A 19,612-nucleotide genomic window follows, 5' to 3' on the forward strand; every position below is an offset into this window, starting at 1 on the left:
CAGCTCTTCTGAGCGCGCGAATGCGGCACGGGACACCGCGAACGCCCCCCGCCGTGGGATTGCCTTTAGCCGACGGCAAGGTGGCCGAACATTGGGATGTCATGCAGGAAGAGGTCCCTGCGGACCCGACCGCGAGCGGCAATCCGATGTTTTACCCCGTCTGAATGGACCCTTACTCGAACATTCCGCTCTTCGCGCTCAGCGCCTTTAGTCCGACCTTATCGGCATCCGACAGTTGGACGGGAAGGTCGTAGAAATTCCCGCTCGCTCCATTCCTGCAGTAGTTCATGATCGAATCGTGATCGTACGCGGTGAGTGCCACGGGGTGCTGCCCGCACTGGTCATCGCCGGCTTCGCAGATCAAGATCGGATCGTACACCCTGTAGCAATCCGGATCCCTCTCCTTCAGCTTCGGGTCCAATTGCTCATGGAGAGCGCCGAGCGCGTGAAGCATTTCGTGAACCGCGATCGTACGGATGCAGTGCTCTCGTATCGACATTCCGTCGGCTCCGATTTTCTCGGAGGAGCATGCCGGCGCCCAGGCGGCGAACTTGAAATTCAGTCTGAGGTGAGTCGGGCCGGCAGATCCCCGCGGTCTATAGCCGATGTCCGTCAGCGGCCATTCGTCCGCGACCGCAATACGGATCGCATTCTCGTCGCCCGCTCCGCAGCGCTTCGACCAATCCCCGAATTTGTAGTCGCTGTTGAGTTCAAGGAGTTGATGGACGGAGTTCTGAGCCCACTTTTTCTCGTTGGCGAAGTCGGGATAATCTTCCTCCCAGCAGACCGGAATGGAGAGCATCGGCCAAACCTTCGTCTTGTCGATCCTCATTTGAGGCTTGAACATGAGGTCCGAAAAGAATTCGAACAATCCTAACAGGATCGCCGCGAAAGCGAGCTCGATGAAGGCGACCGCGTAGAGGCGATTCCTAAATCGCAAAATCAAACTCCAAATAGAGACAAGCCGAGAAGGCAATGGTGTGTTTCGTACGGTATGCTACCATTGGTCGTTTTGTCGCGTCAGGGGGCATTTATGATCATTCAGCGAAATTTTCTTGCGCTTGTCCTATCCTTACTTTTTTCCGGGTGCGCGGTCGTGCCCACTCTTGAACAGGCCACCGGCGGCATCGATCATGCCGAAAGCAATGTTCTGATCGCCAACGTGGTACAGCGCGTCAAATGCGAGGTAGCGGACGCATTCGACGAGAAATTGAGAGATCCCCGATTTCTCTGGCTGGAAGATTGGACGCTCAAGGCCGACCTCACGCTCCAGGCGAATACGCAAGCTGGCGTAGCTCCGAGCGGCAGTTATACGAAATATCAAAGAAATGGCTTCAACTTCGACGCCGGTTCGTCCTCGCTGACCACCAACTCGATCAGCGCCGTTCCCCAGTTTTTCACGGTCGCCGTAGGTGCGAACCTCGGTGAACAGGCTACGCGAACCGAAGTCGTCAGCTTCTCGCTGGCTCTGAAGGAGCTACGCGCATGGAGGGCGCACGTCAGAGCAATAGAGCAAAACCCGGATTATCCTCCGGAAATGCGGTGCATCGAGACCGGCAAGCTCGGACTGGCGGGCAATCTCGGACTGAAGGAGTGGGTGGATTCGGCTTTCTATCCCGTCGAGGGTCGAGAGCTCCTGGCCGGTTTCCACCCGGCACCAGGGACGTCGAAGGCGCCGACAGCACCGGGCGCTACGGCTCCTCCAAAGTCTATCGGAGCGGGAGCCCCGCCCGCGGCTGCACCGCTCACGGACGAGGAGAAAGAAAAACTCAGAAAGCAGATCACGGATGGCTACACCGCGGTCAAGGCTTCGATTTTGGCCGCCCAAGGCAGCGTGAACGATGTCGACGCGATCAACACCGCCGTGCGTTCCGCTTTGAAGGCGATGCGGTATAAGCAAATGGTGTACGCTCCCGTGGCTACGCAGCAAGTGAACGCCTCTATCGCGCTTGCCGCCGAGCAGCTCCGAAAGCTGGCGGCATTGACCGCCACCGACTTTACAGACGCCTCGACGGTTCCGCCGAAACTGTCGCTCATCCGGGAGGACGCCCAGAAGCGGCTCGACGACCTGAGTTCTCTGAATCCGGCTTATCAGGTCGACGCCGCCAACGTCACGAAAGACATGAATGATGCCGATTCTTTCGCGAAGAGCGCAAAGACCATCGCCGAGCATGCGCAAGCCGTTCAGAAGATCGCGGCGCAGATCGGGGTCAATCCGGATCCGCCGATCGACTCGGTCCTGCACTCGGTCCAGTTCGTCCTGGCCTACGGAGCCAGCGTCACGCCGAGCTGGACCATGATCCAGTGGAAGGGACCCGCGTTAAACGGTCCTGCGGCCTCGGGACAGGGACAGCGCACCCATATTCTCCAGCTCGCTCTCGGCCCCCGCACGGTGAGCGACAAGATCACTGCCGAGCAGGCCCGCCTGATTCAGAATGCGACAGTGCTGCTTTCACGGCCTTAGTGGAGATCGACGGACCTGATTCAGTCCAGACTCCGTTCTATCATCGATCGCAATTCCGTCAGGTTCATTCCGTTGCCGGCAACGGTGAAAGAACGGCTGCATTCCTCCAGCACGCTCCGGACTCGCTCGACGACGTGGTCATCGAACGAGATCAAGCCTACGGGCGTCGGAAACGCGCGTGTCGCCTCTATCGGGAGATGGACGCAGATCGCTGCCACCAGGCCGGGCACGAGCAGGATCTCGAGCCCCGGCGGAATGCCGGCAACGTCGTGCCCGGAGATGACGAGGTCGAATGCTTCTGCGACAAGCTTTGCCGGCCTTCCCGCGACGAACGCTATCGTCCGAGGTGGTTCTTCGACTTTGTTTTCCGGGTCGGGCAAGGCAAGTCGGTCGGATATACGGTCCAATATAGCCGGCAACGCTCGCGTGGCGCCCCACGCCGCCGTTTGCGGTAGCAGCCAGAGGCAAGAGCTAGGCCGCGACTTTCGCAGATCCGCCGCGTTCTTGAGTGCGTCGGTTATCTTGAGAAAGTTTGCATTGGTAAAGAGGGAGCCGGCGATCGCGTCCGTGAAGGCCGGAGCGGCCGAAGCTTCCGTGCCGCTACCTGAACCTACGCCGCGCCTGAGAAGAAGGCTCGGGCTTAGTGCTCCACCCCGGGCGAACGAGGCCATGAATTCGGGAGCGACCTCGCTCAAGAGATTTAAGCCGCTCATATCTCCAGGGTGACGATCACGCGAAAGGCCAGTGAGGAACGACGCGCAGCTATCCACGACTTCGCCGCGATCCTCGATCTCGTATCCTACCTTCCAATCGGAAAGATCGGGTTCGATCGTGCTCGGCTGGCGAAGCGTCGATTTCACCACGACGCGTACAACGTTGCTGAAGCGATTGCCCGGTTCGACGTGATCGACCGAATAGAGAAATCTTCGCTTCTGCGGATTGTTGCGCGTCCTCGAAGAGAACTCTCCGTAAAAGCGACGGAATTTATCGCGGACAGTGTCTTTAGCGGCCGCCGCGCGCGCCGTCTCCGCGACTTTCAGCTCGGGAAGCCATTGATCGAATTTACTGAAAGATTCCATGACGGCTGGAGCGAAGGAGAGAAGATCAAAGCCGGCTCGAACGACCCGCTGCTCAACTTCGTAGATAACCGGCTCGTCTTCGCCCTCCTTGAACAGACCGCGTCCGACCTCCGTGAGCCAAAGCTTGCCGTCCTCTCGCTCCACGTACCCGGCCTCTTCCGCCTCTCGCAGGACGAAGCTTCGCTCGGCGGCGTCGAATCCGAAGAACAGTTCGAAATCGGTCTCGTCGAACCCATCTGAGGCGCGAAGCAGGCGGAGCAGAAACTCCGCGGTCATCGACACTCGGCCGGACTCCGTCACCTTGTGTTTCACTTCGAAAGTCCTGCACGGCAACAGGAGATCGAACACCGCGACGTCGAACGGCTCGTCGTAATCGAGCGCTCTGACGCCTTTTGGCAGCGAAAGTTTCGGTTTGCTGGAACTCACCTTTTCCTCCCGCGGACCGGTTGGCCGCCCTTCGAACCCTTCGGCCGTGGCGGATGAGTGTTGTCATTCCATTCGTGGAGCCTCGCCACATCCACGAGGCGCCCGTGACCCGAAGAAAGTTCGCGCGCGAACGCTTGGGAAACGCGGCTCATAGGCCCGTCCAGCGGCCATCTCGTCCGCGCTCCGACTATGATCAGACGGTCCATCGCCCTGCTCAAGGCGACGTTGATGCGGTTCGGTCTGACCATGAAGCCTTGGGTGATCGTCCTTTGCATGCCTTCTTCCCGACCACTGTCGTTGTTGCGCACGAGCGAAAGGATCACGATCGCGTTCTGCTTGCCCTGATAACTATCCACGGTCCCAACCGTCACGTTCGACTTCATCGCTTCGCTGAGGCCGGACAGCCGCAATCGGTGCCGAATAAGGTCTCGCTGAGCTGCGTAAGTGCAGATGATGCCGAGCGTCGAACCCGGCGTTCTATCGAGATAAGGCCGGAACGCCCGATCGTTGTCCCAGAATTTCACGAGCTTCACGATGGCGTCGGCTTCTACATTGTTGATCAGACTCGATCCGCCTTTCGGGTCGGGATCCTGGAATGATCTGAGGCGGAGATTGTCCGTCGCCACCCAGGTAACGGCTCTGTCCAACAGCCTCGGCAGATGCTTCGCCGGAATGACCGGATTCGTGCGTTCGTGGGTCAACTCGTCTCCGTAGAACGACGTCGACACCATCCTGCCTATCGGAGCGAGCATCCGATGCTGTTGGGTCAACTTGCGACCCGCCTCCCTGCCGTATGGCGAGTCGAAGATGCGCTCGAAATCGCTGCGGACGATTTCCCGCTTGGGCAGTCCAGTGGCCACAGCGACATCGGATATCACTTCGGGCCGGTGATGTGGCTCAAGTTGCGCCTGATCGCCGACGAGCACGATCCAGCGACCCGACTGGATCGGGACGGCTAGTTCGCTCGAAGTGCAACGCGCGGCTTCATCGACGACGACCAGGTCGAATGGGGTCTTACGCAGCCCCAGCGAGGTGCGGCCGAGACCCGCGCAGGTTCCTGCGACGATCTGACGGGTACCTGCCAAAAAACTCTCAAAGCTTCTCTCCGGAGTCGATGCGGACCCGATGAGGTCGGCGGTCAGTTTGAAAATCGACGCGAAGCGGTCCGCGACGTCGAGATTTGCGATCTCATGCCTTGATGCAGCATGTTCGAGGAGCGCATCCATGAGCCGTCCCTTGCGCATCGCAGTCTCGACTTCCCGCTCAGCGGCGCCGACTCTTGCGGCCATTCGAAGGATTGTTCGCCGCAGCCCGGCCGAGCGCTTGTCGTCGTCGTCCTCCGCCATCTCGACCACTTCGCGAAGTTTGGTCCAGACGGGAGAGATTGATTGATAGATACGCAATAGGTCGTCTGACGCGGCGGTCGAAAGACCGAGGTTGCGAGCCGCGATCCTCATTCGATTCTTCAGGTCCGCTTGAAGCTTCTGCTTATATCCGATTTCAGCCCGCGCAGCGTGGTACGGCAGAAGACGATCTGAGATCGAGCCTTCCTGTCCGACCCGCACGATCGCTGGCCGGGCCTTTGGACCGAACAGCGAAAGCACTGCCTCTGCGGCGTTGTCGACGGCATCGTTCGATTGACTGGCCAGCAGGACATTCCGGGCAAGATTTTTAGACAGGGCGAAATGGACCAAGGCAGCGATGAATTTCGTTTTACCTGTCCCCGGCGGTCCCTGAAGGAGCCCGACCGGCTGGACCCGCGTGAGGAACTCGAACGCCTTCGCTTGCGTGTCGTTGAAACCGTACTCGGTCTTCACCTCATCCGCCGTGACGATGCTTTCGGAGACCGTCGGTAGCGAACCACTTCTTACGTCGAATGTATCGATGAGGTCGCGTACGATGCTCTGGCCGCCGAGAATCCGCTCGGAAGCCGCTTCGCGTCTGGAACGGCTCGTCGTCTCCCAGTGGCTCAGAAACCGCAGCCTCGTTTCGTCGGAGATGAGACCATCGCGCGCGTCCGGAAACCGGCGGCTCGCATCGATCACGATAGTCGCCCGGCGGGACCTTTCGATGTCGAGAAGACCGATTTCGCGCCATATCTGTCGGCGACGGTCGAAACGCTCGACGAAAACCTTGTCCTCGCGGTCGAAGTTCAGTTCGCCTTGTTCGAATTCGAAAGGGACGACGTGCCGCCCTGTCTCCCGCCGATAGACGCTCTCGCCCGCAGTCGTTCCCTCGACGGAGAAATCCTCCTCGGCAGTCAGGAGCGATCGCCATAAAGCGGGAACGTCGACCTCCGAGGCGGAAGCCTCGGACTCGATTTCCGTGGCGAGCGCATCTTCCGCCAGATCGCCGCTCTCGTCGCCGCCGGCGGATTCCTGCAATTCGGCGCCCTCGAGCTGCTGGACCTCAAGCGGCGCGTCCGCCTCGACCAACGCGCCGCTGCGCGTCCGCCATGCTTCCTGGAACCGGGCGTCATCCAAAATCTGACGCAAGTCGTCGAAGTCGTTTCTAGTCGACGAAACGACGTGCAGTTCGATCTCCAATCGAGCGAATTCGTGTCGCGAATACTTGGCGACCTGCTGCTGCGAGAGTGTCTTCCGCCACGCGGCGACGGGACGCCCGTCCGCCGACAGCTTCACCATGATTTCCTCGGTCGCGCCGCGTAGCATGAACACCGGGCCGCCGCGTCCGAGTCTTAGACCGAAGACGCCTTCATCCGGCAGAACCGGGCCCGGCTCGGCGTTCTTGATCGAAATCCGTACGATCGGCTTTGGTGCAACGACCTCGGGGGCAAGTATCTTTTCGATGCACTCGAGGAGCGGCAGTAGCGTCGCATTGGCAGGCGGTCCCTCCCTGCAGTCGCGTATCGCTTTCGCCAATGCGATGGCGTTCGCTCCTTCGATCTCGCAAACCAGGAATATCTCTTCTGCGATCTTGGTGAGCGCGAAGCGATCTCTGGCGAACCGATCTCCGCCCGACATCGGCGCGTAAGCCGAAGAGACAACATCCCCGTCTGCCTCGCTCGAGAATTCAAGGAAATCAATCAGAACGGGCGCCATCTCCGGATCAATGGGTACGAGAATGTTGGCGGGCTTCAAATCTCCGTGCGCGAACCCGCTCTCGTGGAGATCGATCATCAGCCGGCAGAGCTTCGCCATCAGTGGCAGGCCACCTTCGGCGGATATTAGAGGTCCGGTTTTGCTGGCTATCGTTTCCTGAAGCGTCGGAAAATCGAGCCATTGGCGCAACACCACGATTGCGTCCGACATCCAGGCGACTTTGCGGATGGGGGCGCACCCTGCCGGAGGCGAGATCCGCAGATAGTCCGCACGTTCGATGAAATCGAGGATGCGAGGGAGCTCGCTCTGTCGCCCGCCCCACGCCGAGCTCTTCCACATCTTGACAAAAACCTGGGCACCTTCGTAGCGGCTCACCCAGCTTTCAGCGAAGTCGTCCGACGAAATGTCCCGTTCGCTCGGCAATTCAGCCGAGATCTGGCGTTGCGTCTTCCAGACGCGGTATCGCTCCAACCGGGCCAATGTCTGCCCGGCCGGGAGCGCTTCGTTGGCGGCGGCATTGAACGCATCGAGCATCGCTGCGGCGTCGGCGAAACGTTCGCTGCCGGTCCACGAGAGCGATCTCTCGAACCAGGCATGAATCGCCTGAAACGAATTTTCCGGATCGACTGCCTTGTCCCATTTGGGGGAAACGCCCGCCGCTGCAGCCGAAGGGACCGCGTCGAAAACCATCTGGTGGGCTACGAGGCCGGCGAGAAAGCAATCCCTGGACTTGGGGTCGGCGGCGTTTCCGTCGGCTTCGTCGGGTATTCTGGAGGAAGATAGAAATGAATAGCGCCGCTCACCGAGCGATTCTACGTCGTCGATTCTAGCCGCCAACAGATGAGACAACCGCACGAGGTTCGGAGGTTCGATCCAAACGCTGTGCTGCCCGATATCGAGGTGTGCCGCATCCTGTTCGTGAATGGCCTTCAATCTCGCCAAGAACTGGCGAACCAGTTCGAGCCTCTCGAGCTTAGCCAGATGCCGGGCGTCCGTCGTGGCGAAGTCCGAAAGTCGTTTTAAACGTCGCCGCGTCTCGAATACTTCCCAATACCCGATGCCGCGTTCTCCGTCGTCGACTTTCGGCTGGAGGATCATGGCTCCGATGTTGGGGTTGCGATCGTTAAGGTAAGCTATCACCTTGCGCTCGCGACCCGCGATTTCGTGTCGTCCCGTCTCGGTTTGGAAACGCGTATCCAGCCGCGAGAAGTCCCATCGCCGCAGAAGGCCTGTCGAGGCGCCGACGTTCTCGTCTTCGACGTCGAACTCCTGAAATGCGACATCCCGGTGCACGAAGCTCGGCCGGTCCGAGAGCGCCCGGTATGTGCCGTAGCGCCGTTTTCCTGGTCTAAAAGGCCCGTCCGACGCGTTGAAGAATTTAGCGAAGAACGCACGCCACGGGCTTGCCGCGGCTGTCAGAGGATTTCGCCGATCGGCATGCGGCGACGCTCCAAGACGCGAGTTCCGCGTGTCCATGGCAACGATGAAACGCATGAAGTCGTCGAGCATGAACGCGCTGGACTTCTCATTGTCCACGATCTCATCCAGCGACGCCGGCCCGCATTGCACGACGATGCCCTGAATGAGCGGTGCCCGCAATTTCGCAGCACCCTCGCCGCGTTGTTCGTTGTACTCGCGCAGGTAGGCTCGGAACGACTCGAGGACCTTGTGCGCGACGAACCTGATCTTCGAGACGGGCGACGGCATGTCGAGGTCGTCGTGGTACCAGCGACCTTCCCCGCAGGTGATGCGGTGCTTCCAGTCCTTCAAATCGACGAGCAGGACGCGGTCATCGGTGACCATCACGGCGTCGATCTCGCGGTACTGCCCCGGTCCGATGGAAATCTCGAGATTCGTATAGGCGAACCAATGGCTCGGCAGGAGCTGAAGCTGGCCGAGACCGTGAATCTCGCGCGCGTGAACGCCTTGGCCCTGATTTCTAATGTCCATAACGCACCGCCCCCCAACGGTCCGTAACGCCTACGATATTTGACCGCGACCGGTAATGCTCCGAATTGCCAATAGCCCGAGAATCACCCTCTGGTCGAACCCGCCCCAAGCGATACGTTCAGGAGACGGCAACTCCTCGGTCTCTCAAAGCCGCCAGTTCAGACCAAGGTAAGTCACGGCCATGCACATCATGGCCGACGCCACGTAGGAAGCCACCACAAGTCCGAAAAGTGCGCCCTCGCCCGCGCCCAGCATTCGCACGGCGCACCAACCGCCCCCGACGGCGACCAGCAGACGCGCCGTGCCGCCCCAAAAGGTCCAGATCGGACGCCCGCCGGCAATCGCCGAAAACCAAAGACGCCACCACGCGCGGTCCGTATTCCGCGCCAACGAGAGAAATCGAACCAGGCATGGTGCGCAACCTTGGCCGGCAGGTGAAGATGGAGCTTCACAAGGGAGGCGCAAAGGAGGTTTCGAGGCTGCGAACAGCAGTGGACATCGCCACAAGTTCGTTATATAGCAAATCTGTAACATAACAAATATGCTTTGTCATCATGGTGTTTAACGGCGTCAGCGACTACATCGACGCTCTGCGACTCAACCCGAAGCTCGCGGTCGTTTCGCTGCAGATGGCTGCGGACTTTCGTGGCGTTAGCCGCGCGGCCATTGAGCGAATGGTTGCCGCCAAACAACTCCAGGAGATCAAGATCAAGAATACGCGCTGCATCCTGGCGCACGGCCTTATCGACTTGGCGGAAGCCTTCGAACACCAGGTAAAGATTGCGCGGGAATGCCTCGAGGAGGCCGCGGCCAGCCGCACCGTCGTCTACTACGAGCGCGTCATGAATGCGCTCGGGATGTCTAGGACCGTGCCGGCCGACCGCACCAAGGTCGGAGCCGTCCTCGGTCGGGTGTCCGAGGTCAGCTTCGAGAAGAACGGCATACTTCTATCGGCCATCGTGCACCGGAAGACCTCGGGGCGCACCGTGCCCGGTCCCGGGTTTCTGACCTTGGCAGATCAACTCGGCCTCGAATGGACGGACGAACACGCTTTCGTCGACGAACACGTTAAACGCGTCTTCGATCACTACGCCGGCCGCCCGGCCAAACGCGGCGGTTCTGCGAAGCGATCCTGATCGCTGCAAGAAGATTTCGCGTCCCCAGACGTCGGCGCGTCGGTCGCCGGCCGGCATGGCCGGCTTTCAAGGTGCGCATCCATATCGTCAAAGTTGAAGCTATAAAAATGAACAAGCCCTTAGTTGCCTTACCGCGATTGATCTCCTGCGACGAAGCCGGATTTACCGGCAACAATCTGCTGGATCCGGACCAGCCCATGTTCAGCTACGCGTCACACGATCTGACGCTGGCCGAAGCGGATTCGTTGATCCGACGCGTCCGCGCGAAGCACCCTGTCCAGATGCCGGAACTGAAAGCAGCCAAGCTGCTGAAGTCGACACGCGGCAGGGCCCTGATCGAAAACGTCCTCCGCGAGATCGAAGGACGCTACATCGTGACACTGTACGACAAGCGCTACAGCCTCGCGGCGAAACTGTTCGAATACCTGTTCGAACCGGTGCTGCAGACGAACAACGCCTTGTTCTACCGCCACAACTTCCACCAGTTCGTCGCCATGTTCTTCTTCATGCTCATGCACGACAAGTCACTCGAGGTGTTCGCACACGAATTCGAGGCGTTCATGCGTTCGTTGGATCCGACGGATGCACCAACCCTATTCGGGTCTCACGGCGCGAACCCCATGATCGAGCAGATCCTCCGCTTTGTCCGCGGCTACAACGTCGTCATCGCGCGAGAAGCGCGCGACCTGCAGGGATTGACGGGCGGCAAATGGATACTCGACCTGACGGGATCGGCGGTTCCGAGCCATCTAGCGGCCTGGGGCGACCGCCACCCGCTTCTGGAGGTCGTTTGCGACGACTCGAAGCCGCTGCGGGCGCTGGCCGGGGCATTCGACGTGATGATCAATCGTCCCGACACTGTTCGCGTCGACATGTTCGGCAAGAGCCGCACTCTTACCTGGAACATGTCGAAGCCGATCGCCTTCGCGTCGTCGGCCGGGCACGCGGGAGTGCAGATCGCGGATCTGCTGGCCGGGGTGACCGCAGCACTTCCCGGCGGCGGTCCGGAGATGGCCGCGTTCGGTGAGATGGTCGAGCGGCACATCCACGAGGACTGCGTCCTTCCCGACTACAGCGCCATCGACCTGGACCAGGCAGAGGCAGCCATAAACTGGCTCGTGCTTGAGGACTTGGCCGATCGAGCAGATCGTGGGCTCGATGCGCTCGACGGGATGGAGCTCGTCTTCGCATACGGAAAGACGACGTTCCCCGCCTACACGTCCAGCCGTACTGGGAGGATGACCGGATCCGGACGGGAACGTTGACCCTGGAGGTAACGCTGTCGCCGTTTTTGAACGTGCGGAGGTTGAAATTGAACTGCACCAGCGCGAACGCCATTTGGGAGTTCTGCAAGCAGAACGTCACGGATCGGATGAAGGTCATCACGCGGCCGCACGTGGCGATCATGGCTGGTACGAAGATCGGCACGGGTACATTCACCGAGAAGGACGGCGTCAAGGTCCTCACATGCGCGCACGTGGCCGACTGCCAGCCCCACGCCCACTACGTCGATCATGGCGACAGCACCGAAATCCAGCCCGGCATCTGGTGCGCGGACCCCGGCCCCGCGGTCGATGCCGCATTCGCTCCGATCGACGCAGGCCAATGGAGCAAGATCGCGTCCACCGCCCAGCCTGTGTCCATGTCGAGATTTGCGGCGCGCCACGACCCCGTTCCGGATGAACTGCTCTTTTTCCGCGGGATCGCCGGCGAGAACGTCGCTTACATCAGTGGATTGGGTGCCGACGTCATTCTCACCGGCTACTGTTCCCAAGAGATAAGACAATCCGGGGACGCAAACGTCTTTGAAATGTTCTGGGAGCCGGGCAAGACGACCGTCACTCAAGGAACCGACCATGGAGTCCGCGATCGCGTTAAACACGATGATCCCGCCGGTTTCAGCGGCTCGCTGGTCTGGAATACACGGTTCGTCGAGTCGGGTTGCGATCTCGGCAAATGGTCGCCGAACGACGCGGTCGTCACAGGTCTGCTTCGCCGATACGACGTCGATGCCGGGTCTCTGCTGGCGTGGCGCGTAGAGCATGTTCTGAAGTGGCTCGCTTAGTAGCCTCACTGAACGCCACCCGCGAAGTGGTTCTGTTCGGCTTCGCTGTCGAGGAGTGGTGGACGCCGTCGCGATCGTCTGCACCGAGCCGCGCACGAAGAACTCGGCGCTTTAGCAACAGCTTGCCTCGGCCGTTTTCAGAGGGACCATATCTAGTAGAGTCGACGAAGGCTGGTACTCTACATTAGGTGCCGACTCGCAATTCTTTGGAAATCGGAAAAATTGACTCGCGAAGGTTTGCTTTTTCGACTCGCGAATTTTTGGCGCCCAATGAAAAATCAATGACTTAGGCGACTCGCTTTCGATTGGTCCCGACAAGGAGAAGGGGGTTGTTGGTCCACTTTAAGAACGAATCGCTCGGACTATAAGAGCGACTCGATTGCGGGCTTTAAGAACGACTCGATTCTGTAAGTCGACGCCCCGTCGTCGAAATCCGTGACCAAGCCTGAAAACTGAACATTAACGCCGCAAAGATTTGGCCGTGCGTTCGTGAGCGATTTCGCAGTGATCGCAAGCCGTTCGATAGCTTAGACGCCAGCAGCCGCTGGGCTGCCGGCGGCGCCGATGCTCAATCTGGTGCTGGTCGTGCTGCTGCTGGTGGTGCTGGTGCTGCTGGGAATGATGATGATGCCGGTGATGATGTCGGCATCATCATCAGCAGCATGTCGATGAGCAGCAGCATGCTGATCATCATCATGGTGCCGCTGATGATCGGCGGCGCCGGATATGCCGGAGCCGTTGTGGCTGACCCTGGCCGCTAGGCTCGCGCAGCACCATCTTTCTTGGCGAAAAGAGGCGCCGCGCTGTCCACCACCTCTTTCGGAAGCATCCTCAATTGCTCTGCATCGAACGGGAGGTGAGTAAGATAGTTTGCCACCAGAGCGCCTACGGCTTCAGCCTGCGCTGCATCTCGTTGGCGTTTGAGCGCCTCCCTGTCCACCCGACGGGACAGCCAAAGCTTATGGGCGGCCCAAACCCGCGGATCCGGAGCTACGATGCGTACCGGTTCGCCCTTTTCGTCGATAGCGACCGCCTCGAACGCGGGAGCATTCTGCAGCCAATCAAGTCCTTCGATTTGCACGGCGGTCAAATCTTCCGGGTCCGAGCCGATCTTGTCTGGAGCCTTCTTCCAGGGTGGGCTCTGCATCGGCTTAATCAAATCGACGAGATAGCCGTCCCGGTTTACAGCGCGGAACGTCTGCTTGGCGCGTTCGAAGCTGGTGTCCACTCGCTTGAGTATCTTCATGAGCGATGACTCAGAGACGTCGTCGTCTGCGACGAACGTAAGCCCGCCGCGCGCGTCGAACAGCAGATCGATGTCTTCCGTCGTGGCCAAGCCCGGATCGAGTCTGACGCCCGAAGAGGCCTCATAACCGTAGATCGCGTTGGTCCCGAGAATCCGAATCCCAGAACCCAACATTCCGAAGCCGTCGAGAGCGCGCATGATCCGGGCTCCAATCAACGGAACGCGGCCCAAGCCGAGCGCACGATTGACCGCGGCTTGTCGATCCATGGTATCGCGCAAGTTCTTCACACGGTCTTCTGCAGCAGCACGTTTAGCTTCGAAGTCCGCCTTCATCTTTTCAGTTTCGGGCGAACGCGCGCCGAGCGAGGCTTGCTTCCTGAGGCGGGCCTTGTCGTAGTAGCTCCGGACGAGGTATTCGCGGCCTTTCGACTCCATCCAGGTCAGGGAACCCCGATGGGCATCGTAGGCCTCCTTGGCGTCCCTCAAGGCCTGGAAGCGTTGCTGGCTATTGACCACCTCGCGACGTTGGTCGTTGTTAAGCTCTTGAAAATCCATGGTTTCAACAATCCGGCCTGATTTTGGACCCTGGGTGTTGAAACGATATTTATCATTTCAAATCAATAGTTTCAACAGTTCCATCGAAAATAGCACCGAACTGTTGAAACCGGGAACTCGCAGTCACCTCGCTACCCGCCTCCATCGAACCACCGATCAAGCGCACGCCGATCGGTTTCTTCCTCCGCCAATGCAACATCACGGTTCAACTGGTAGATCAGGTCCGCCAACTCCCGGTCGCCCAAAGAGGGCACCAGATCGACTGCTTCGTTTTCGATTATGCGGAGCGGGACGCCTTCTTCGTAGTGCTTGAAAGTCTCTCTCAGATGCTTCGGTAGCCACCGTTCGTAATTGGCGAAGTCGACCCGAAGATCAGCGTCGTACCGTCCGCGGACGGAGCAGCTCCGCAGGAGTTCCTGATAATACTCGACGCCAGGCCGCGCTTTCAGCGTCGCCGATCCGGAGCCCCATCCGGTCGAGGATGCTCTCCATCAACGCCTTGTGTGGCATGCTGTTGGTGCGCCCGACGGCGTCGACCAGCAGGAGTTTCCGGTCTTCCGGAATCCGCAGACCGTCGACCAGCGCCTTCGCGGCCTCGGAAAAGGCCGCCCAGACATCGGGGGCGTCAACGATCTTCGTCGGAATCTGTCCCGAATAGCGCTTCGTGCACACCTTCTGAGGGCCTCGATGACGGCACCGAAGTGCACCGGCGCGATGTGCTGTATGAAGTGTTCGTCCTCACATTGCGAGTTGTTGGGAGCGTCCATCAACCGTAGAGTGGTCAGCCCCTAAGACGGTTTTGCAGTGCCCGCCGATTCGCGACGAGGTTGTCGAGGTTTAGCAGCTCTGGCCGTTGTCCTTGCGACAATTGGCTAACCAGCTCTCGCGTGCCATCCACCACGTAGACGCCGCAATCATAACTGTTCTGCTGCTGGGCCATGGGGCGTCGCTCGAGGCGGGCATGCAACACTTCTGCGAGCTTTGCTGCATGGGTGTGATTGCGTCCCTCGGCGGAGTCGTAATGATAGGCAACCGGCCCTTCCGGCGCGTCGCGATCAAGGAGCAGCAGGGACCAATGGTGGCCGGCATCGTCCTCGTCATCGTTCACTGGCAGAAACAGGAATCGGGCGGTATCGTTACCATCCTGGTCGTTGACGATCCCATGCAAGTTTTCCAGGAGGACGTCCTCGTTCAGGGTCCTGCGCAGCACATGTGCTATTGCAGGCTCCACGAGGCGCGTCCGGGCCGCCAAATCCGGATTGTCCTTCTGCAAGTCCCGTAACAGGAGTGCGTAATCCGCCGCGATATGCTCATCGCCCAACCATTCCATGTTATCGAGCAACTGCCGGCTCGAGGCTGTCGGAACCCAAGCCCCGAGTAGAGCATCGGACGGTGTTCGCGGAAACGCATAGTGAGCATCGTCACGCAGCTCATACGGCGTCGACGGCGACTGAGCCGCGACAGGCAATGATGGCTCGGCTTCTCCGGCCGGCCACATACTCCAATCAAAGTCCGACGGTATCTGTAGCGACCAGGTTGAGGTGGACTCGGCAGGTTCCTGCCGTGGAGCTTGTTCTACCTCCCGCGTCTGCTCAGGGGTGGTCACGCCGTAGGATGGGCCATCTTCCTCAATCCCCCAAAGCAGATCCTGATCGTCACCTTCCGGAGGGAGCTCCTCTGGCCAATTGTGCTCCAGAGCGACGCCCTCAGCGTTCCTCCGGCGCACTGTGATCGGCGCAATTCCGCGCTCGGACCGGAAGTCCCGGAGACGATCTAGAGCCGTAGGAACGGCTCGCCTCTTACAGTCTTTTTCGAAGCCCGCGGCATCGCGGTCCAGCGAGCCATCATTGAGCCGAGCAGCGATTCCCGACTTGCGGTTTGCAAAAAGCCACTGGCTGAATCTACGCAGAGGACGAACATATAAGGATTTAGCCGTGATCGCCTCGTACCCCGCGCCGATCAGTGCGGGCTCAAGACCTGCAATAAGGGAGGCGTCCGCAGAGTATAAGGGAGCGGGCACGCGTTTGCTCGCTCCGTCCCGGAGATGAGCCAGCGCCGCATTGACAGCTTTATAGCCGCCGGCCTCTCTATAGAGGTTGGCATCTTGATCCAGTTCATTGACGGACGTATCGTTAAGTTGGGCAGCAATGCTGTGTTTCTTGTTCTGACGAAGGTAGCGGCTGAAATCGATGAGCAGGCTCGCATAGCTGTTAGCTGTGCTTGAAGTACCCTCTGTCGCAGCTTGCATTTTGTACTTCTTGATGAGGTCCGCGTCGTCGGGATAGGGCGACTCGACAACGGCCGGTGCGGTCATCACAACTTGGCTGGCCGACTGGGTGGTCGTGGCAAGACTTTGCGGACTGAAAATCCTCCGCCTCTTGGCCGGCGTGAAATCCACGCTTCCATGCTCATAGTTGATGATTACCACTTCGCCTGGCAAACGGTTGCTTATATCTAGCGCATGCGACAGCTCGTCCGAGTGCTCACGGTGCTCATGCCACCAGCTCGGAGCCGGGAAGGCCTCGCCAGGGTCGCGAGCCCAGTACCCACTCGCAGCCGGCTCGAGAGACATTTGGTCGTTATCCTCCGCTGGCGGCATCCCTGCCCAGCTTAAGGTTTGCTCAGGAACACTCTGGTCATCCTCCCTGGGAGGGAGCTCCTCTGGCCAGTTGAAAGGCCTCTGCGAGGCGCCGAGCTGTGCGGCGGTCCCGGCCGCAACTTTACTCCTGCCGGGCTCGCGGTCAGCGGGAAGTGCTTGCGAATCCGCAAAAACGCCGGAACTCTCCGCTACCCCCAACTCCGCTGAGTCTTGTGTGTCTCGCTCGTCGCTAATGACGACCTCTTCGCGTGATGGCTCCTCAAGTTCAATCGCTCGGGCGCCTGTCAGCGATTCTCGTAGGTGAGACAGTGCGGTACCTATCCTCCGATTGCTGCCGGGCTCCTCCCTGTAAGCCGTGACATCTTCATCCAACGATTTATTGGAGAGCCGAGCAGCAAATCCTGGCTTGTTGCTCGTGCGGAGGTACTCACTGAATTTGCTAAGAGCGGTTGCGTATTGGCTCGTGGTTTTGCGGTTCTTGGTGGCGGCTGCTTTGTACTCTTTAATGAGCGCCGCATCATTATCGTAGGGATTCAATTTTGCGCGGATTGCGATTGGCGCGCCCCCGCTTTGCGACTGTGAGGCTCGGAGATGCCCTAATGCCGTAAGAATGGACCCGTTCTGAGTTTTGTCGAATGCCTTGGTATCTTCATCCAGCGACTCGTGATTAAGCCGAGCAGCAATTTCCGGCTTGTTGTTTTTAAGGAGCCAACGTCCGAATCTGAGAAGAGCGCGGACATTATCGGTGATGGTGCGCGGCTGGAAGCGGCGCTTGATGAGTGCTGACCTTAGTCCATCGATAAGAGATGCGTCCCGGGAATAGAGGGGGTCCCCGATGCGACCGACGAAAGCCCAAGGCGACTGGCCTGGCTGCAGCGCGGACGCGCCGGGCACTGCTCGGCCTTCGTGCGACGTGGGGGTGTATTCGTGCCCGCTCGCCTGCACGATGGGCTGCATCTCCGGTAGTGATGCAGCGAGTTGCGCGGTTGGCTCAAGTGTCGACGATGGCGCGGCTTCGTCTATCATCTCGCAAGCCAAATTCTGGTCGTACCCGTCCGCAGGGAGGACCTCGGCCGAGCTCACAGCTCCCAGCGACGCGCTGTGGTGCGAAGCATCATCTCCGACGTGCCTCGGCTCTGTCAGGACCACGCCGGGATCAGGACGGGCGAGAAACTGGCGCTCGAGCTCCATCGCTCTGACGCCTGCCGGCGACTTTAGAAAATGAGCCAGTGCGGTACGGATCTTCCGCTTACCACCGGAGTCCTTATAGCCCTCGACATCCTTATCCAATTCATGCAGCGACCTTCCGGAAAGCTGAGCGGCAATGCCCGGCCTGTTTTTGTTGCGCAGATAGTTACTGAAATCGGCAAGAAGATTTGCGTAGCTCTTGGCGCTATCTTGAGTGACCCCTTCCGCAGGCGCTTTTTTGTACTCGTCCACGAGGGCCGCGTCTTCGGGATAAGGATTCAGGACAGCGCGTTTCACCCGCGGCGGAGCTACGTCCGCCGACCGGGGAGCCCTCAGAAGAGCTAAGGCCGTAACGACGGATGAGGAGCCACAGCTTCTCTCGAACTCTTCGGCATCCCGACTGAGCGAGTCGTCGTGCAACCGAGCAGCAATGCCGGGCTTATCGCTTGCAAAGAGCCAGCGAGCTAAGTTGAGCAACGGCTCTCCATTGGACCCAACGACGGTCTCCTCGAGGCCGAGGATAAGGGATGCGTCATCGGAATAGAGAGGGAGCATACTGCCATCGACGTACACTTCAGCTGACCGAGCCGACTGCGCTAGCGAGACGCCAAGCATCGTTCCGCCGTCTTCAGCATACGGAGTTGACGAGTGGTCCTGCACGCTCCGTTGCACGATGAGCGGCTGCCCCGCGGGCGACGCGCCCGCTTGGGTACTAGACTGGAAAGGCGACGAGGGGGCGGCTTCGTCCATCGACTCCAAAGGAAGGTCCTCACCGTGACCTTCCGCACGAAGGATCTCTGGCCAGCTGATAGCTTCCTCCGACAAGCTGTGCTGCGTAGCGTCGTGCCCAATGAACATCGGCTCCGTCAGGACCGCGTCTTCAGAACATGGAGCGGGCGGGATATGGCGCTCCACTTCAATCGCTTGTGCGCCCGCTTGGGATTGTCGGAGACGACCTAATGCGGATACGATCTTCAGATCATATCCGGGCGTTTTCTTATAATCGTCGACATCATTGTCCAGCGACTTGTCGGAAAGCCGACCAGCAATGATCGGCTTGTTCATCTCACGTAGGTAGTCACTGAACCTGGTAAGAGCGGTTGCGCTGTTCTGGCCGGTAGCGGTTCGTGTTTCGTTTTTGTACTGCCTGATGAGAGCCGCGTCCTCTGGATAGGGAGTTAACTTAACGACGCCCCTAATCGGCACGACTCCGCCCGTGGTCTCGGAGGTGCGAAGATGATCTAGTGCCTTACGGACCTTCTTGGTACCGCCGTTTTTTATGAACTCCTCGACGTCAGTCGTCAGCGACTGGTCATCAAGCCGAGCAGCAATGGTCCCCTTCTTGTTTTCAAAGAGCCAGCGGTCGAGAGTGAGAAGATTGCTTACCTGATTCCCTGCCGTGCGCCTCGCAGCGTTCCCTTTGATGAGGGCTGGCTCAAGCCTCGAAATAATGAGCGCATCTTGGGAGTAAACGGGGCGATTGCTGTGACCGACCAAAACCCCATCTGACTGAATCGGCTGCGCCGAGCCGCCCAGCATCGCCCCATCAACTCTACTATCCGGCGCTGGCGTATCTTCTGGCCTGCTCCCTTGCGTGATGGGCTGAGCCTCCGATGCCGATCCCCCCAGTTGATGGATGAGCGGCTGCATCAGCACGGGACCGCCTGAATTGCCGATTTCACTCAGCTGCTGCTCAAAGGCCGCCGAATCTGCGGACGGAGCCCGTGAGCTCTCTTGCGGACCGGCGCTGCCCGATTGCTGACGCGTCCAGTTGGTTGACCGGAACTCCATTCGTTCTCACTTTCGGAATATAGGCCTATCTGAAACCTGTGATTTGCTTGG

At 59.5% G+C, this 19,612-nt stretch carries 10 protein-coding genes; 4 read left to right on the forward strand and 6 right to left on the reverse strand.

Features of this window, described 5'->3' with window-relative positions; translation table 11 throughout:
* Positions 1 to 172: 172 nt before the first annotated feature.
* Positions 173 to 940 carry a M12 family metallopeptidase gene (locus AC628_RS02425; protein WP_143201407.1) on the reverse strand — a complete coding sequence of 256 codons (768 nt, stop codon included), beginning with the start codon at positions 938 to 940 and terminating at the stop codon, positions 173 to 175.
* A gap of 93 nt (positions 941 to 1,033) precedes the next feature.
* Here AC628_RS02425 and AC628_RS02430 point away from each other — a divergent pair, with 93 nt between their 5' ends.
* Positions 1,034 to 2,464 carry a hypothetical protein gene (locus AC628_RS02430; protein WP_074125176.1) on the forward strand — a complete coding sequence of 477 codons (1,431 nt, stop codon included), beginning with the start codon at positions 1,034 to 1,036 and terminating at the stop codon, positions 2,462 to 2,464.
* 20 nt (positions 2,465 to 2,484) lie between these two features.
* On the opposite strand, the gene AC628_RS02435 is transcribed toward AC628_RS02430, so the two are convergent.
* Both AC628_RS02435 and AC628_RS02440 read right to left on the reverse strand, forming a co-directional pair.
* Complete coding sequence (locus AC628_RS02435; RefSeq protein WP_074125177.1) at positions 2,485 to 3,969, reverse strand: hypothetical protein; 1,485 nt, start codon at positions 3,967 to 3,969, stop codon at positions 2,485 to 2,487.
* A complete protein-coding gene (locus AC628_RS02440; protein ID WP_074125178.1) occupies positions 3,966 to 8,981 on the reverse strand; it encodes an AAA domain-containing protein in 5,016 nt (1,671 codons plus the stop codon). The genes AC628_RS02435 and AC628_RS02440 overlap by 4 nt, the downstream gene beginning before the upstream one ends.
* A gap of 554 nt (positions 8,982 to 9,535) precedes the next feature.
* Between AC628_RS02440 and AC628_RS02450 the strand changes: the two genes are divergently transcribed.
* The 3 genes from AC628_RS02450 to AC628_RS02460 all read left to right on the forward strand — a co-directional run bounded on the left by AC628_RS02450 (position 9,536) and on the right by AC628_RS02460 (position 12,182).
* Positions 9,536 to 10,117 carry a hypothetical protein gene (locus tag AC628_RS02450; protein ID WP_074125180.1) on the forward strand — a complete coding sequence of 194 codons (582 nt, stop codon included), beginning with the start codon at positions 9,536 to 9,538 and terminating at the stop codon, positions 10,115 to 10,117.
* A 71-nt stretch (positions 10,118 to 10,188) separates the two neighbouring features.
* Positions 10,189 to 11,382 carry a DUF3800 domain-containing protein gene (locus AC628_RS02455; protein WP_143201408.1) on the forward strand — a complete coding sequence of 398 codons (1,194 nt, stop codon included), beginning with the start codon at positions 10,189 to 10,191 and terminating at the stop codon, positions 11,380 to 11,382.
* Entirely contained in the window at positions 11,379 to 12,182 is an 804-nt protein-coding gene (locus tag AC628_RS02460) for a hypothetical protein (RefSeq protein ID WP_074125182.1), read from the forward strand. The genes AC628_RS02455 and AC628_RS02460 overlap by 4 nt, the downstream gene beginning before the upstream one ends.
* A 757-nt stretch (positions 12,183 to 12,939) precedes the next feature.
* Here AC628_RS02460 and AC628_RS02465 read toward each other — a convergent pair.
* From AC628_RS02465 to AC628_RS45095, 3 genes are all read right to left on the reverse strand, one after another.
* Entirely contained in the window at positions 12,940 to 13,983 is a 1,044-nt protein-coding gene (locus AC628_RS02465; RefSeq protein WP_074125183.1) for a GSU2403 family nucleotidyltransferase fold protein, read from the reverse strand.
* Between the two features lie 372 nt (positions 13,984 to 14,355).
* Positions 14,356 to 14,655 carry a hypothetical protein gene (locus AC628_RS02470; protein WP_074125184.1) on the reverse strand — a complete coding sequence of 100 codons (300 nt, stop codon included), beginning with the start codon at positions 14,653 to 14,655 and terminating at the stop codon, positions 14,356 to 14,358.
* 109 nt (positions 14,656 to 14,764) lie between these two features.
* Entirely contained in the window at positions 14,765 to 19,561 is a 4,797-nt protein-coding gene (locus tag AC628_RS45095) for a Ulp1 family isopeptidase (protein ID WP_245320993.1), read from the reverse strand.
* Positions 19,562 to 19,612 lie beyond the last annotated feature (51 nt).

Source organism: Bradyrhizobium sp. NAS96.2 (assembly GCF_001908235.1).
Classification (GTDB): domain Bacteria; phylum Pseudomonadota; class Alphaproteobacteria; order Rhizobiales; family Xanthobacteraceae; genus Bradyrhizobium.

Coding starts and splice junctions, on each gene's coding strand:
- AC628_RS02430 (WP_074125176.1), top strand. CDS start 1,034: ATGATCATTCAGCGAAATTTTCTTGCGCTTGTCCTATCCTTACTTTTT.
- AC628_RS02440 (WP_074125178.1), bottom strand. CDS start 8,981: ATGGACATTAGAAATCAGGGCCAAGGCGTTCACGCGCGCGAGATTCAC.
- AC628_RS02450 (WP_074125180.1), top strand. CDS start 9,536: ATGGTGTTTAACGGCGTCAGCGACTACATCGACGCTCTGCGACTCAAC.
- AC628_RS02465 (WP_074125183.1), bottom strand. CDS start 13,983: ATGGATTTTCAAGAGCTTAACAACGACCAACGTCGCGAGGTGGTCAAT.
- AC628_RS45095 (WP_245320993.1), bottom strand. CDS start 19,561: ATGGAGTTCCGGTCAACCAACTGGACGCGTCAGCAATCGGGCAGCGCC.